This is a genomic window from Dellaglioa sp. CoH-56-MRSF-12, from assembly GCF_056782075.1.
The window spans coordinates 168,007-184,198 of record NZ_JBXAYD010000001.1 but is presented as its reverse complement, the minus strand read 5'-3'; the positions used below and the strand labels follow the sequence as shown (position 1 = coordinate 184,198).

The window sequence follows — 16,192 nt, the reverse complement described above, 5'->3', positions numbered from 1 at the left end:
ATTTAAAGTTCGTGTTTTGACTATTTTCAAAAATAAAAAAACTGTTAAAAAGGTTTTAACAACCAATCTAACAGTTTTTAAGTGCTAACTAACTTTTATATTTTTTTAATTTCCGTAAGGATTATCGATTAATTTAGTACGTTTAACTTCATCAATATTATGCGTTCCAGTTAATTGCATTGTTAATTCTAATTCATGTTGGAAGTAATTAAAGACATTTTGAACACCTTTATGACCACCAAGTGCCAAGCCATAAACAACTGGGCGACCGATTGCAACTAAGTCTGCACCACTTGCTAAGGCTTTATAAACATGAGCTCCACGTCTTACACCACTATCAAAGACAACAGGCACACGCTTATCAACAGTTTCTGCTACTTCTTGAAGTGCATCAAATGCAGCGATTCCGCCATCAATTTGACGACCACCATGATTTGAAACCCAGACGCCACCAGCACCTGAATTAATTGCAACACTTGCATCTTCTCCACCTTGGATTCCTTTAACAAAGACAGGTAAACCTGAATATTCTGCTAAGAATTCAACATCTTTTGGACTTAAGCGTTGCTTTGCTGAACCATAAACAGCATCCATTGTTTGACCAACACCACTTTGATAAGCTTGAACAATTGGCATTGCTAGTGGGAAAGTGAATCCATTACGTTTATCTGTTTCACGATTACCACCAACAGTTGCATCAGCAGTTAAAACAATTGCTTTAACCCCATTAGCTTTTGCTTCATCCATAATATTACGATTAATACCATCGTCTTTACTCATATAGAATTGGAACCATTGTGGTTGACCATTAGCTTGACTTGATATTTCTTTAAATGATTTCGTTGCAAATGAACTTGCTGTGTAGATTGAACCATAATCTGAAACACCCTTAGCGCTATCAATTTCACCTTTAACATGAGCTAATGCATGTGCAGCAACTGGTGCCATAATAATAGGCGATGTGATTTCATCTCCGAAAATAGTTGTTTTTGTATCGGGATGATCAATTTCTTGTAACACTCTAGGTCTAATTAGTTTATGATTAAATGCCTTTATATTTTCTTCTAAAGTATACAAATCTCCAGCTCCACTAGAGATATAACCAAATCCACCCTTTGGAATAATCTTTTCTGCATCTTTTTCTAAATCAAAAGCATTAATAACGGTAATATCTTTTTCTAAATCGCTTGTAATGTAATCTGTCATATTAAACTCCCCTTTTATGTTGCACCCAACTTATCTTGTCTAAATAATAGCACTGAATAAAGCATTGTGCAAGCGTTTGCACACATAACTACTAATATTTTTTTATCTATAAATATTAACTACTACTAACACTATTCTATTAATTAAAAATGAGATAATTCACCATTTAATTAGGTAAATTATCTCATTCCATTTAAAGCTAAATATCGTTACGTCTATAGTCCATTAGTCCATGACTAATTTCAGCTGTTTGCCCATATACCTTCGTATAAAGTTGGTATAATTTTCCCTATCTCATCCCTATAAATAATTCAATTTTCCTCTAAAATCTTCAATACTTTGGTACCCTTTTTCTGCCATAATTTCTTCTAGCTCAGTTGTTAGTCGTTCAAAAACAGCGGGTCCTTCAACCATCAACGCTGTTCCAACTTGCACCATACTTGCTCCACATAGAATATGTTCAAAAACATCTTTACCAGTTTGAATGCCACCAGTTCCGATTACTTGAATATTCTTATTTAATCGTTGATAGAACGCATGTACATTAGCTAAAGCAGTCGGCTTAACATATTCGCCGCCAATACCACCAAAACCTTGCTTGGGTTTAATAACGACCGTTTCTGTATCATCATTAATATATAGTCCATTCCCAATACTATTGATACTATTGACATAAGACAATGGATATTTATTTAAAATAGCAGCCATTTGATCAAAATGAATAATATCAAAGTACGGTGGTAATTTAACTCCTAACGGTTTGTGATAACTATTAAAAACAGCTTTTAATATCGCATCAACTGTTTCAAAGTCATAACCCGTTTGGGGCTTTCCTGGTACATTAGGACAAGATAAATTTAATTCAACAATTCCTGCAAAATCTGAATCTGTTACTTTTTGAAGTAACTCGAGATCTTCCGCTAGATTAAAACCCGTAATTGATAAAAAGTATGTTTTACCAGGATGGTTTATCTGATTTTGAGAGACAAAATCTAAATAGTAATCAACGCCATTATTTGGTAAGCCCATTGAATTAATACTACCGAATTCTGTTTCAAAATAACGAGGTTCTGGATTACCCTTACGTGGTTGAAGCGTGCCACTCTTCGTTACAAAAGTTGCCGCCTTAGAACTTTCGACGGCAAGTAATTCGTCGCTATCCATACAATAAACACCCGATGCATTCATCATACAATTATCAAAATTTGAACCCGCTAAAGTCGTTGCTGTTGAAATCAAAAAAATCCCTCCTTCATATTGATACTAGTATACCTTATCAAAATTCAAATTGTTACTTTTTTCACAAAAAAAGACAGCGATATCATTCGCTGTCTTAAACGTTTTATTTTAAAATAATTTGGTAAGCATATCGTGCTGAGTTAACGCCATCTTCCATATGAATGATACCTTTATAATCAAATCCATTTGAGGTAATGACATGTTGCATCCCTTTATTTTCAGGATGTGTATCAACGCGAACATCTTTGTAACCCAATGATCTCGCAATTGTTAATAAGCCTGAAATCATTTTTTCTGATAAACGTTGACCTCTAAATTTTGAAGAAACAGCAACTCGATGAATAGCCGAATAACGTGCTTGTGGGCCATTAATCCATTCGCCATCTTCAATGTTAAGATACATAGGATCTATTCCTAGCCAAAGTGCAGCAGTTCCTGCGATTTCATCTCCAACCATTAAGACATAAGTCAATTGATCTTTAATATCTTGTTCTAAATGGTTCGCCGCCGGGTAAGCACCTTGCCATTGGTCAATTCCCTGTTCTTTAAGGTAAGCTTTTGCTTCCTCAATAATTCCTGTAATTGCTGGTAAGTCTTCTGGCGTTGCCAGTCTTAAGTAAGATACAGTCACTGTTACACATCCTTTATTATGCTTAATCTATTCGTATAAATACGATTGAAAAATTATTATATCGCATAATTTATCAATATACAATAAAAATACCCTTTAAAATTTACTATAAAAAACCTCTATTATTGAATTAAAATTCAATAATAGAGGTTTAACTTAATAATAAATTATTTCAGACATTTAACCTATGCTACAGCTAAGAATAACCCTGCGGCAATCACTGCGCCAGCAAATGGTCCGAAAATTGGTACCCAACTATATGACCAATCTGATCCACCTTTGTTCGCAATTGGTAAAATAGCATGTGCAATACGAGGACCTAAATCACGGGCCGGATTAATTGCATAACCAGTTGTCCCACCAAGTGAAAGACCAATACCAACAATTAAGATACCAACAACGACTGGTGTTAAACCATCTGTAAAGTTACCTTTTGTGAATGCTAGCAAACTAAAGATTAAGACAAATGTCCCAATTAATTCACTTAAAAAGTTATATAGATTACTTTTTATTGCAGGAGCAGTTGCGAATGATCCAAATATTGCATCAGAATCTTTCGTCTCTTTCCAATGTGGCATGTATTGAACCCATACCAGAAAAGCACCAACGATACCACCAGCAACCTGGACAACCATATATGGTAATACAGAAGACCAAGCAATCTTACCAACAATTGCCATTGCCAAAGTTACAGCTGGATTCAAATGTCCTGGTCCCATAAAGGCTGACGCATAGACACCCAAGGTTACGGCAATTCCCCAACCTAATGTGATTGCAATCCAACCAGCACCTTCAGCTTTTGACTTACGTAACGAAACACCAGCAACAACCCCATTACCTAATAATACTAAAATCATTGTGCCTAAAAATTCACCCAAAAGTTGCGTCATAAGACTTGTTGTCATCACACTCACCCCTATTTTTGATGGTTATTTTAAGTAATTCATATCTGATTCTGCAATTGTTGCATCTAAATCTGCAGTTTGTTTTGCTTTTTCTTCTTTAGTCCAGCTATAGTAACTTGCCATTTCGTTAATTACGCCAACTTTAACAGCATCTAATGTATCGCGATGGAAAAGAATATGGTTAGTACGACGCATTAAGTAATCAGTTGGTGTTAACGTCATTTCTTCTTCCATTGAATAGTGAAGACTAGCTGTTTCACCTAAAGAAAGTCCTTCTGCTGCTTTAACGTGAGTCATTTGACTAAATACACGTGCTGCATTTGAACCAAATAAGTTAGCAAATACTGTAGCTTCTTCTTCAGTCAACCCATTGTCCATTCCTTGTTTTGCGAAGAAACTAATTGTTGCTTCAACGTTGTTAGGATCAATATCACCACCTGAAACAGGTAAGTTTTTAGAATCAATCGCATTGAATTCTTGACTATAATTATCTTTCAATAATTTTGTAATTGCAGCCATGGCACCGGCAGCCATCTTACGGTAATCTGTAATTTTACCACCAGCTAATGTTAATAAGCCATCTTTTGAAATAGTCAATGAACTTCCACGTGAAACTTGTGATGCACTTGTCTTATCTTCAGAAAGTGTACTTTCCAAATCATTCAAGACATCTTCAACATCTGTTTTAGTTACTTCATCTTTTTCAAAACGTTCAATAACGTTAATAACATCATTGAAACTCTTCTCACTAATTTTACCTGAGTTTCCACCATTGTAATCTGAACTTCCGTTTGATGAAATCAATGGACGTAATCCAGCCCAACTTGATTCAATATCACTAATTTTGACATTAGCTGTTGGGAAACGTTCGTTAATAATATCAAGTAAGTAATCAGCATCTTCTTGTTCAACACGAGGATGTTCAAAATCACCATGGAAATCAGTATCTGTTGTTCCAAAATATGTTTTATCTTCTCTTGGCACAACGAAGATCATACGACCATCTTGTTTTCCAGAATCAAAGTATGTTGGTTGTGGTACATTTAATTTTTTAGAATCAACAACTAAATGAACACCTTTTGTTGGGCGCATTTGTGGTACAAAATCTTCATCAGTATCCATTTTACGGATAAAATCAGACCATGGACCCGTTGTATTAATAACATATTTAGCATGAATATCAAATTCTTCGCCACTAATTAAATCTAATACATGAACACCAGTAATTTTACCGTCAGCATGCAATAAGTCTAAAGCCTTGATACGACTAACCATCAAGCCGCCATCTTCATGTGCTTTTTTGATATTTTCAATAACTAAACGTGAATCATTATTCTTAAAATCAAGGTAGACACCGCCACCCATTAATTTATCAGATTTTAATTGTGGTTCGCGTTGTAAAACTTCTGCTTTAGAAATTGTGTAGTTAACCCATTGAGGATCAACAACACCTGCCAATTGATCATATAAATTCATTGCAACTTTTACTGAGAACATATCAAAAGTTGCGCCGGGTTCATCATAAATAGGCAATAACATTGATTGTGGACGTGGAATATGTGGTGCAATATGTTGAACCACTGCACGTTCTTGAACAGTATCAGAAACAACTCCGACGTCGAATGTCTTCAAGTAACGAATACCACCATGAACTAATTTTGTTGAACGCGATGATGTTCCTTCAGCGAAATCTTGCATTTCAATTAATCCGTTATTTAAACCCATAGCACTTGCTTGAATAGCAACGCCGGCACCGGTGATACCACCACCAATTGTTAATAAATCCAATTCTTCATTCTTTAATCGTTCGATATCTTGTTTTCTTGATGTTGCTGAAAATGACATAGTTGTATCCCCCTTATTTATTGTTTTTCTTCATTGGTTTATGTTTAAATACTCGAGTTGCTTCAACCGCTTGTTGCCAACCTGCGTATAGATCTTCGCTTTCTTCCACAGGCATTGTTGGTTTAAAAATATCCCCTTCAGTATACTCAGCTTTGAGTTCTTCTAGGTCTTTCCAATAACCAACGGCTAATCCAGCTAAGAAGGCTGCTCCTAAAGCAGTTGTCTCAAGGTCATGAGCACGTTCGATAGGTGTATTTAAAATATCTGCTTGGAAATTCATCAGATAATCATTCTTAGCTGCACCACCATCAACTTTTAGTAACGGAATTTTAATTCCCGTATCTAGTTCCATTGTTTTCACAACATCTCTAGTTTGGTAAGCCAATGATTGTAACGTTGCTTTAATGAAATCTTCACGTGTTGTTCCACGAGTAATTCCAAAGACTGAACCTCGTGCATCAGGATCCCAATAAGGTGCTCCCAATCCTGTAAAGGCAGGTACAACATAAACTTCATTATCATTCGTCGATTCTTTAGCTGCTTGTTCTGTGTCTGGTGCATGTTCCACCAAGCGCATCCCGTCTCTTAACCATTGAATTGCTGAACCAGCAACGAAGATACTACCTTCCAAAGCGTAATAAACTTTACCATTAATCCCATAACCAATTGTCGTTAATAAATTATTTTTAGATAATTTAGGTTCTGTCCCTGTATTCATGACAATAAATGAACCTGTTCCATAAGTATTCTTAACCATTCCTGGTTCAAATGCCATTTGACCAAACAAAGCAGCTTGTTGATCTCCAGCCATTCCTGAAATTGGCACTTCACTACCATAAAAATGATAATCTTTCGTATGTCCGTAAACTTCAGAATTTGATTTAACTTCTGGTAACATAACTGCTGGAATATTCATAATTTTTAGAATTTCTTCATCCCACTTCAAATCATGAATGTTAAATAACATTGTCCGACTAGCATTAGAATAATCAGTTACATGTGTTTCGTCACCTGATAATTTCCATGTTAACCAAGTATCAATAGTTCCAAAAAGTAATTCGCCTTTTTCGGCTCTTTCTTGGGCGCCATCAACATGATCTAAAATCCAACGAATTTTAGTTGCTGAGAAGTAGGCATCTATCAGTAATCCTGTCTTTTCATGAATTAATTCATCATAGCCATCTTGTTTTAATTGTTCCGCAATTTCTGCCGTTTGACGTGATTGCCAAACAATTGCGTTGTAGATGGGTAATCCCGTTTTCTTATCCCAGATAACAGTTGTTTCACGTTGGTTGGTAATCCCAACTCCTGCTATTTGCTTAGGTTTAATCCCGGAATCGATAAATGTATTTGCGATTGTCGATAATACTGCGTTCCATATCTCATTTGCATTGTGCTCAACCCAGCCAGGTTGAGGAAAATATTGTGGAAATTCGCGTTGTGCATCAGAAACTTTCTGACCTTTGTGATTAAATATAATTGCTCTTGTACTTGTCGTTCCTTCATCAATAGATAAAATATATTTTTCCAAATAACTCACATTCTTTCTTTTTAATTATTTATGAAAACGCTATCATTTACCAATATGGATATTATACATCTTCAAAAATACGTTGTCAATTAGATTGCGCAAAATACATTGTTACAAAATTTGTTATTCTCCCTCGTTTTGTAAACCTTTTCTTAAAATTATGGTATATTGGGACTAGTACCAATATGATTTTAATCTAGGGAGGTTATACTTATGAAAGCATTTGGCTTTAACCAATATGGTGACGCAACCGTATTTGAGGAATTAAAAGTTAATCCAGAAGTAGCGCTTAAATCAAAACAGGTTAGGGTTTCAATCGAAGCGATTGGCATTAACCCATTTGATGCAATTTTACGTGCCGGTTATATGAAAGACGTTATGCCTTTACCATTTCCAATTGTACCTGGAGGTGACGTAACGGGTATTATTACTGAAATTGGCGATGAAGTTACTCATTTTAATATCGGTGATGCTGTTGTTGTTCATAAGGCTTTCGGTGGCTACGCAGAAGAACTTGTCGTCTTTACATCACATATTGCTAAGCGACCTGATAATATGACGATTGCTGAAGCTGCTGGGCTACCAACACCTGGTATAGCGGCATACAATATTTTGAACTTTTTTGCAAAAGCAAGGGCTGGTGAAACCATCTTTATTGAAGGCGCTTCTGGAAGTGTCGGATCGATTTTAGTGCAACTTGCTAAATTGATGGAATTAACTGTTCTCGCTAGTGGTTCAAGCACCAACGAACCCTATGTTCGTCGACTAGGTGCAGATCATTATAGCGCCTACGATAAAGAAAATCCCGCCGAAACTTTTAAAGATATGGCTGACATTGTTGTTGATGCAACTCCTGGCGGTCTTGGCAGTGAGGTAGGCGTCAAAGCATTGAAGACAAACGGCAGAATGGTATCGTTAGTTAGCGTTCCAACCGACTCTGTTCAAGCATCAAAGCCACTCGCAGATTACTACCTTGTTGAGAATGTTAAAGAGTTAAAAGATAGTGACACGCTAACTTTCTTAACAGATTTAATGATGCAAGATGAATTAGAAATTAAAATAGCAAAAAAATATCACTTTAATTTAACCGATATTATTGAAACCCATAAACAATTAAATTCACCACATAATGCAGGTAAAATGGTTATAATCGTTAAAGGAAATTAAAAGTCTAAGGAGCATTTATTATGTCAGTAAACGAAAAGTTAACACAAGATGTTTATAAAGATTTAGGTGAAGCTGTTAATTTCACCATTCTAAACTTAAATCACAAAGATCAAAAAGTTGAATTAGAAGCAGTTCAAGAGCTATCTGACCGTATTCCGGCCATCATCCGTAGTATGAACGTTCGTTATCCAAAAGCTAACTTAAAAGTTGCCTTTGGTTTTGGCTCTGATGCTTGGGATTATCTTTTCCCTGATGCTATCAAACCTGTTGAACTTACCCATTTTAAAGAAATTGTTGGGCCTAAATACACTGCCATTTCAACTCCTGGCGATTTATTCTTTCATGTTCGCGCTGGTGAAAGTGCTGTTGTCTATGAAGTTATGGCGCAATTTATGCTTTTCATTAAGGATGTCACAACTGTAGAAGATGAAACACACGGCTTCCGTTATTTTGAAGGCCGCGCCGTTATTGGTTTCATTGATGGTACTGAAAACCCAGATGTTAATGAAGCACTCGATTACGCCGTTATTGGGGGCGAAGATCCTGATTTTACAAACGGTTCTTATGCTTTTGCTCAAAAGTATATCCATAATATGGCCGCTTGGAATGCCTTAAAGACTGAAGACCAAGAAAAAGCAATTGGTCGGAAGAAAGATTCTGATTTAGAATTAACTGACGAAGAAAAATTACCAAATTCTCATAACGTTGCTTCACAAGATATGAAAGATGGCATTGAGCATAAAATTGTCCGTATGAACGTTCCCTTCTCAGAACCTGGGAAAGACATTACAGGGACATACTTCATTGGTTACGCACGTCATTTTGCAGTAACTAATCGAATGCTCATTAATATGTTCGAAAGTAAAAGTGATCGATTATTAGATTTCAGTACCGCTGAAACCGGTAATTTATTCTTTATCCCTTCAAAAACAACTTTAGAACAAATTGTGGATGGAAATCTATAACACGAAAGTCTGAGATTATTTTTTCAGATGCAGATAAAATTCTCAATTATTATCATTAGAAATCTAAATCGGTGCTTACGAATCTTTATTTTCGTAAGCACCGATTTTATTTGATATAAATCATATTTGATTACTCTTCTTACACAAAAAAAGGATATCGCTTTAACAGCGATATCCTTTAAAATATTAATTATTTTTTAATTTCAACATATTCAAGATCAAACATCTTAGCAAGATCAACAACTTGTTGTTCCTTCACGTTCATTGAAAGAACAGTATGATGACCACCACCATTTTCAATCCATGAATGAACGCCTTCTTTAAAACTTGGTTCTGGAATCCATAATTGACGAGCTACTGGCAAGTTAGGAGCTTCAACTTCTGGTTTTTGACCTTCAACAGAGTTAATTAATAATTTGTATTCAGTACCAAAGTCAGACATTGAAACAACGACACCTTTACCATTTGAACCATCAAAGATCAAACGAGCTGGATCTTCGCGGTCACCAATACCTAATGGATGTACTTCCACGCGTGGTTTTGTTGAAGCTAATGTAGGATCAACTTCTAACATATGTGAACCAAGAGTTACTTCATGACCCGCACGTAAATCATACGTGTAATCTTCCATAAATCCAGTAGCTTTATTATGTGCAAGAACCTTCATCAAACGGTCGATTGCAGCAGTCTTCCAGTCACCTTCACCAGCGAAACCATAACCTTCAGCGTTTAAACGTTGAACAGCCATACCTGGTAATTGTTTCATGCCCCAAAGATCTTCGAAGTTAGATGTGAATGCATTGTAGCCACCACGTTCCATAAATTTACGTAAAGCAATTTCAATTCTAATTTGTTCTTTAACATGGTCTTCGTAGAAGGCAGGATCGTTGTCGCCAACAACCATATCGTACATACTTTCACATTCTTTATATGTTGCATTAATTTCAGCGTCAGTTACTTCTTTCATTTCAGCAACTAAATCACCAATACCAAAGTAATCTACAGTCCAACCAAATTTGATTTGTGCTTCAACTTTATCACCATCTGTAACGGCAACATTACGCATGTTATCGCCAAAACGAGCAACTTTAATGTTGAAACTTTCACCGTAAGCAACAGCAACATCCATCCAGTCAGCAATTTGTGATTGAACTGCTTCATCTTTCCAGTAACCAACAACAACTTTATTATGTTTTTGAAGACGAGCATTGATAAAGCCGTATTCACGGTCTCCATGAGCACTTTGGTTTGTGTTCATGTAATCCATATCAATTGTTGACCAAGGAATATTTTCACCAAATTGTGTTGCTAAATGTAGCAATGGTTTTTGTAATAATTTTGTTCCACGAATCCAGTTTTTAGCAGGTGAGAAAGTATGCATCCAAGTAATCACACCAGCAACTTTGTCTTCAAAGTTAGCTTCTTTCATGATGTTAGTAATAACTTCAGCAGTTGTTGCAACTTCTTTAAAGACAATTTTGTATGGTAGTGAACCACTAGCATTTAAATTATCAATAATTTTTTCTGCATCACCTTGAACAACGTCTAAAACATCTTGACCGTATAAACCTTGACTACCGACAACGAACCAAAATTCTTTTTCACTAACTTTTAACATAATATAATTCCTCCTAATAGTTTATTATTTTTAAAAACGTGTTTTAGTGTTTAATTTGACCATAATATGCATTTTTACCATGTTTTCTTAGGAAATGCTTATCCAATAAGTATTGTGGCATGTCAATTGCATGTGGATTCAATTGCAATGTATGATAAGTCATCTTTGCAACTTCTTCTAAGACAACAGCATTATGCACAGCATCTAAAGCAGATGTACCCCATGTAAATGGACCATGATCATTAACCAAAACAGCTGGAATTTGATCAGGATCGAGTCCACGTTTTTTGAACGTTTCGACAATCACGTCACCTGTTTGTTTTTCATATTCTGTGACAACTTCAGCTTCATTCATGATACGGCTTGCTGGAACTGAGCCATAAAAGGTATCTGCATGTGTTGTACCGGCTGCTGGAATATCCAAGCCTGCTTGTGCGAATGAAACAGCCCAAGGTGAGTGAGTATGAACGACACCTTTAATATTAGGGAAGTTATTGTATAGAATGCGATGCGTTTCTGTATCGCTTGAGGGATTCATATCACCCTCAATTTTCTTACCGTCTAAATCAACAACAACCATATCTTCAGGTTTTAAATCATCGTAATCAACACCAGATGGTTTGATGACGAATAACCCTTTTTCACGATCGATTCCACTCACGTTACCCCATGTAAAGGTAATTAAGTTGTACTTAGGTAACAGCATGTTAGCATCGTACACTTCTTGTTTTAGCTTTTCTAACATATATACTAGTTCCTCTTTTCTTCCTTAATTTTTTTTATTGCCTCTGACTCAATAGACAAGCCAGCTTCGTATCTAGCTATAAATGTATTGTAACCTTCTACACCTTCAGGTTCTGGGCTTAACGTCATACTTTCTGGGTCTACAAAAACTTCATGATCTAAGAAGTCTTCTAAGCTTTGACCGTTATTATTTTTCTTAGCAAATATTGCTAAGACAGCCATTCCCCAAGGTCCACCCTCACCAGCAGTATTCATAACCGTAATTGGAATATTCAACGTATTAGCTAATACTTGTTGTCCGATTACAGCTGTTTTTAAAATACCACCTTGAGCAATCATTACATCAGTTTGGATATGTTCTTCTTGACTTAAAATATCCATTCCAATCTTAAGTGGTGCAAATGCCGCATATAATTGCGTCTTGATGAAGTTAGGTAATGTAAAGTTACTGTTAGGTGTTCGAACAAATAATGGACGACCTTCAGGCATATGTGTAATATTTTCACCTGATAAGTAACTATAATTCATTAATCCACCTGCATCGGCATCAGCATGAGTTGATTCTAAGAATAATCGTTCATACAACTGATCTGGTGTTAAATGAACACCTAGTTTTGCTGCGAACTCGCCAAAGATTGAAGCCCATGCATTAATATCTGACGAACTATTATTAACATGAACCATTGCAACTGGCGCACCACTTGGTGTTGTTACAATATCAATATCTTTGTACACTTTTTTCATAGGCTGATCTAAAACAGTCATAGAAAAAGCAGAGGTTCCAACTGAGATATTACCTGTTCTCTTACGTACACTGTTGGTCCCAACCATCCCTGTACCTGCGTCACCTTCAGGTGGTGCCATCAAGCTACCACTTTCAAGTTTGCCACTAACATCAAGTAATTTAGCTCCTGTATCTGTTAATGATCCAGCATTTTCACCAGCTCTCAAAACAGTAGGTAGGATGTCTTTAATATCCCAATCATAAGCAGAAACTTTTTCAATACCACTGAATTTATCTAATAAATCAGCTGAGTATGTGCCTGTTTTTTCATCAATTGGGAAAATACCAGAGGCATCCCCAATTCCGATAACTTTTTTACCAGATAACATATAATGAACATAACTAGCTAATGTTTCTAAATGACCAATGTCATTTACATGGGCTTCATTATTTAAAACAGCTTGATAAAGATGTGCAATACTCCAACGTTGTGGAATATTGAAGTTTAACAACTCTGTTAATTCATCAGCTGATTGTTCTGTATTATTATTTCTCCATGTTCTAAAGGGAACTAATAAATCATCAGATTTCGAAAAGACAAGGTAACCATGCATCATAGCACTGATACCAATTGAATCTATTTTTGTTAATGATTCATGGTATTTGCTTTGAACATTTGCAGCCATTTGTCTATAACTAGCTTGAATCCCCGTCCAAACTTGTTCAAGAGAATAAGTCCAAAGACCATCCTCCAATTGGTTTTCCCAATTGAAGCTCCCTGTTGCAATTGTCTTAAAATCGTCCGTAACTAAAACTGCTTTGATACGTGTTGAGCCTAATTCAATTCCAAGTGAAACTTGACCATTTTTTATTGCTTGAGATGTTTTTACTAAATCCATATCAATTACACTCCTAACGTATAGGTTACTTAATTTCTTGTACCTTCTTTTTCAATTTCTTCTAATGAGCGACCACGTGTTTCTGGAACGAAGAAACGAATGAATAGAACACCTAATAAACAAATGATTCCGAAGATTGCGAACACAGCATCTTGTGGCATTGAAGCTGTCATAATAGGGAATAATAGTCCTACTAAGAATGATCCAATCCAGTTAGCTGAAGATGCAATTCCTGAAGCACTTCCACGAACAGCTAATGGGAATAATTCACCAACTAATACCCATGTAAGTGGAGCCCATGTAAATGAGTAGAATGCAACGTAGATACATAAGAAAACAACAATCATCATAGGACTCGTATTTGGTACAACCATGTTAATGATTGTAGGTAAGATAAATGATAGTCCCATTACTAAACCGCCAAGAATTAAAAGTGTTCTACGTTTAAATTTATCTGCAATAACTAAGAATAAGAGTGAACCTAAGACAAGGATAATCCCTTGAATAATTGGCCACATTAGTGCTGAACTTGCTTCATTCCCAGTTGCTTTTTCAACAATTAAAGGAATGTAATAGAAGATTGCGTTAGCCCCTTGGAATTGTTGGAATGCAGCAACACCAACACCGGCCATAACTAAGTAACGATATTTACCTGTGAATAATTGAACCATTGATGTTTTTTCAATATGATTTTCTTCACCCGCAGTAGTTTGAATATCAGCTAATTCTTGTTCAACTTCATTAGCTGGACGAATCCAAGTTAATACTTGGCGAGCTTCATCAACTTTATTTGTTTTAACTAAGAAACGAGGTGATTCTGGTAAACGTGAAACCCCAAAGTATAAAACAACAGCTGGTACTGCTGCTAAGCCAAGCATAACGCGCCATGCCCATGCTTCAGGTAAATCTTTTAATAGAAAATCCATAATATATGAAAGTAACATTCCGGAAACAATCATTGTTTGATTAATTCCTGATAGTCGTCCTCGTAATTTAGCCGGAGACATTTCTGACATGTATGCTGGTACTAATGCTGATGAAGCACCAACTGCTAGTCCAAGGAAAATACGAACAATAATTAAATACATTTGGCCATTATTTGGTGAGAATGATGCGAGTAATGAACCAATAACGAAAATAATAGCTGACATCAAAATCATTTTACGTCGACCTAGCTTATCTGAAAGCTTACCGGCTAACGCGCCACCAAAGATGGCACCGAACATAACTCCTGAAGTAATCCAACCAACGGTTCCGGCACTATTTTGAAGAGCCCAATCTTTTTGCAAGAATGGTAAAGCCCCCGTCATAACCCCGATATCGTATCCGAACAAAATTCCTCCGAATGACCCAAAAAAGTAAATAAACTTACTAGATATTTTCTTTTCTTTTTGCATATGACACCTCCAAATTTTATTGTCCGATTGGTACGACCAACCGAAAAACCTACAGCAACCGTTTTCTGAAAACGTTTGCATTTATCAACAAGGTCATTTTCTCACATTCATTCGAACAAATCAATAGTTATTTTTATTTGTTCGAATGAATTTCAAAAAAATAAGTATTACTCAAATTTGAGTAATACTTATCATGCTTTAATTCCTATTTTTAACGCTTTCTCGAATGATTAGCTTTGCATCATATACGACAGATTTCGCCGACATTGTTTTAGAATTAATCATTTTTAATAACATCGTCGCAGCTTCTCGGCCCATTTTTTCCTTTGGATGTCTAATTGTTGTTAATTTAGGTGACATATATTTTGATAATTGATAATCATCAAAACCAACAATTGAGATATCTTCAGGAATTTTCATTCCCATCGACTTAACAATATCTATTAATTTAATGGCAAGCTGGTCATTGTAACAAACAATCGCGGTTGGATGATCCGATCTATGCAGAATCTTTTCAATTTTTTTATAGATATTTTGCATTGAATCAGCAGATTGGTACATCAATATCTCACTTTGGTATGAAATAGCTGAATGTTCCATATAAGCTTGCACGAATCCATTCATTCTTAACTGACCTTGTTTATCATCCACTTTAAAAATACCAAGTATTTTTCCATGTCCTTCATTTATCAAATGCTCTGTAGCAACCTCACTACCATTAAAATCATTTAACTCTAAGTATGGAATTTCCAAGTTTTCATAATGTGCATTAATAAAAAGGACTGGTATTTTTTGCGCCACTATCTTTTCGTATAAATCCTTATTTTTATTTATTAATGCGCTTTGTGTTGGTTCTACGATTAGTCCAGATAAATTCATTTCAAGCATTCTTAAAAGGCTATATCGTTCTTTTTCAGCATTATCAAGCGTATTACTTAGCATGATTGTATATCCCTCTTCAGAAATAATACGATCTATTCCAGTGATAATATTTGGAAAAATATAATCAGCAATATGTGTCGTCATGACACCAATTATTTTATTATTTTGTGTCACTTTTTTTACAGTATGCCAATCATTAACGAAGATACCGCCACCTTGTATTCGGTAGACATACCCTGCATTCTCTAAATCACCAATTGCTTTACGAACCGCATAACGACTAGATTCGTAAATCGACATTAACTGTGATTCAGTCATTAATTTATCGTTTACTTCATATTCACCCGCGACAATTTTCGCTTTAATTTCACGATAAACATGCTCATATTTGTTTTCCAAATCAAATCCACCACCTATTAATTCTAATTTTACCATACCC

13 protein-coding genes are annotated in these 16,192 nt (G+C 35.7%); 2 read left to right on the top strand and 11 right to left on the bottom strand.

All coding sequences use genetic code 11. The features are described from left to right. Positions 1-105: 105 nt before the first annotated feature. The 6 genes from AC1RPY_RS00870 to glpK all read right to left on the bottom strand — a co-directional run bounded on the left by AC1RPY_RS00870 (position 106) and on the right by glpK (position 7,357). Positions 106-1,206: a lactate oxidase gene (locus AC1RPY_RS00870; protein WP_481761001.1), complete on the bottom strand. Its 1,101-nt coding sequence runs from the start codon at positions 1,204-1,206 to the stop codon at positions 106-108. A 300-nt stretch (positions 1,207-1,506) separates the two neighbouring features. Beyond that, positions 1,507-2,445, bottom strand: coding sequence for a dihydroorotate oxidase (locus AC1RPY_RS00865; RefSeq protein ID WP_481761002.1), 939 nt, complete (start codon positions 2,443-2,445; stop codon positions 1,507-1,509). A gap of 103 nt (positions 2,446-2,548) precedes the next feature. After that, on the bottom strand, positions 2,549-3,076 hold the full coding sequence (locus AC1RPY_RS00860) for a GNAT family N-acetyltransferase (protein ID WP_409021765.1): 528 nt from the start codon (positions 3,074-3,076) through the stop codon (positions 2,549-2,551). 185 nt (positions 3,077-3,261) lie between these two features. Then, positions 3,262-3,981, bottom strand: coding sequence for an MIP/aquaporin family protein (locus AC1RPY_RS00855; protein ID WP_409022824.1), 720 nt, complete (start codon positions 3,979-3,981; stop codon positions 3,262-3,264). Between the two features lie 24 nt (positions 3,982-4,005). Further along, positions 4,006-5,826: a type 1 glycerol-3-phosphate oxidase gene (gene glpO, locus AC1RPY_RS00850; RefSeq protein ID WP_481761003.1), complete on the bottom strand. Its 1,821-nt coding sequence runs from the start codon at positions 5,824-5,826 to the stop codon at positions 4,006-4,008. A 13-nt stretch (positions 5,827-5,839) separates the two neighbouring features. Beyond that, on the bottom strand, positions 5,840-7,357 hold the full coding sequence (gene glpK / locus AC1RPY_RS00845) for a glycerol kinase GlpK (protein ID WP_481761004.1): 1,518 nt from the start codon (positions 7,355-7,357) through the stop codon (positions 5,840-5,842). Positions 7,358-7,570: 213 nt separating this feature from the next. On the opposite strand from glpK, the gene AC1RPY_RS00840 reads away from it, so the two are divergent. After that, positions 7,571-8,524 carry an NADP-dependent oxidoreductase gene (locus AC1RPY_RS00840; RefSeq protein WP_481761005.1) on the top strand — a complete coding sequence of 318 codons (954 nt, stop codon included), beginning with the start codon at positions 7,571-7,573 and terminating at the stop codon, positions 8,522-8,524. 20 nt (positions 8,525-8,544) lie between these two features. Next, positions 8,545-9,489, top strand: a complete 945-nt coding sequence (locus AC1RPY_RS00835; RefSeq protein ID WP_481761006.1) for a Dyp-type peroxidase — start codon at positions 8,545-8,547, stop codon at positions 9,487-9,489. Between the two features lie 190 nt (positions 9,490-9,679). Here the strand turns inward: AC1RPY_RS00835 and araA are convergent, their stop codons facing one another. The 5 genes from araA to AC1RPY_RS00810 all read right to left on the bottom strand — a co-directional run bounded on the left by araA (position 9,680) and on the right by AC1RPY_RS00810 (position 16,188). After that, positions 9,680-11,107, bottom strand: a complete 1,428-nt coding sequence (araA, locus tag AC1RPY_RS00830; RefSeq protein ID WP_481761007.1) for an L-arabinose isomerase — start codon at positions 11,105-11,107, stop codon at positions 9,680-9,682. A gap of 43 nt (positions 11,108-11,150) precedes the next feature. Continuing rightward, positions 11,151-11,852, bottom strand: coding sequence for an L-ribulose-5-phosphate 4-epimerase (locus tag AC1RPY_RS00825; RefSeq protein WP_409021771.1), 702 nt, complete (start codon positions 11,850-11,852; stop codon positions 11,151-11,153). 5 nt (positions 11,853-11,857) lie between these two features. Next, on the bottom strand, positions 11,858-13,474 hold the full coding sequence (locus AC1RPY_RS00820; protein ID WP_481761008.1) for a xylulokinase: 1,617 nt from the start codon (positions 13,472-13,474) through the stop codon (positions 11,858-11,860). A gap of 29 nt (positions 13,475-13,503) precedes the next feature. After that, positions 13,504-14,871 (bottom strand): sugar porter family MFS transporter, encoded by a 1,368-nt coding sequence (locus tag AC1RPY_RS00815; RefSeq protein ID WP_481761009.1) that lies wholly within the window; start codon positions 14,869-14,871, stop codon positions 13,504-13,506. Between the two features lie 198 nt (positions 14,872-15,069). Further along, positions 15,070-16,188 (bottom strand): GntR family transcriptional regulator, encoded by a 1,119-nt coding sequence (locus AC1RPY_RS00810; RefSeq protein WP_481761010.1) that lies wholly within the window; start codon positions 16,186-16,188, stop codon positions 15,070-15,072. Positions 16,189-16,192 lie beyond the last annotated feature (4 nt).

What these genes read in the sequence shown, in the direction of transcription:
- AC1RPY_RS00870 (WP_481761001.1), bottom strand. Translation starts at nt 1,206, where the DNA reads ATGACAGATTACATTACAAGCGATTTAGAAAAAGATATTACCGTTATT.
- AC1RPY_RS00855 (WP_409022824.1), bottom strand. Translation starts at nt 3,981, where the DNA reads ATGACAACAAGTCTTATGACGCAACTTTTGGGTGAATTTTTAGGCACA.
- glpO (WP_481761003.1), bottom strand. Translation starts at nt 5,826, where the DNA reads ATGTCATTTTCAGCAACATCAAGAAAACAAGATATCGAACGATTAAAG.
- AC1RPY_RS00840 (WP_481761005.1), top strand. Translation starts at nt 7,571, where the DNA reads ATGAAAGCATTTGGCTTTAACCAATATGGTGACGCAACCGTATTTGAG.
- AC1RPY_RS00835 (WP_481761006.1), top strand. Translation starts at nt 8,545, where the DNA reads ATGTCAGTAAACGAAAAGTTAACACAAGATGTTTATAAAGATTTAGGT.
- araA (WP_481761007.1), bottom strand. Translation starts at nt 11,107, where the DNA reads ATGTTAAAAGTTAGTGAAAAAGAATTTTGGTTCGTTGTCGGTAGTCAA.
- AC1RPY_RS00825 (WP_409021771.1), bottom strand. Translation starts at nt 11,852, where the DNA reads ATGTTAGAAAAGCTAAAACAAGAAGTGTACGATGCTAACATGCTGTTA.
- AC1RPY_RS00820 (WP_481761008.1), bottom strand. Translation starts at nt 13,474, where the DNA reads ATGGATTTAGTAAAAACATCTCAAGCAATAAAAAATGGTCAAGTTTCA.
- AC1RPY_RS00815 (WP_481761009.1), bottom strand. Translation starts at nt 14,871, where the DNA reads ATGCAAAAAGAAAAGAAAATATCTAGTAAGTTTATTTACTTTTTTGGG.
- AC1RPY_RS00810 (WP_481761010.1), bottom strand. Translation starts at nt 16,188, where the DNA reads ATGGTAAAATTAGAATTAATAGGTGGTGGATTTGATTTGGAAAACAAA.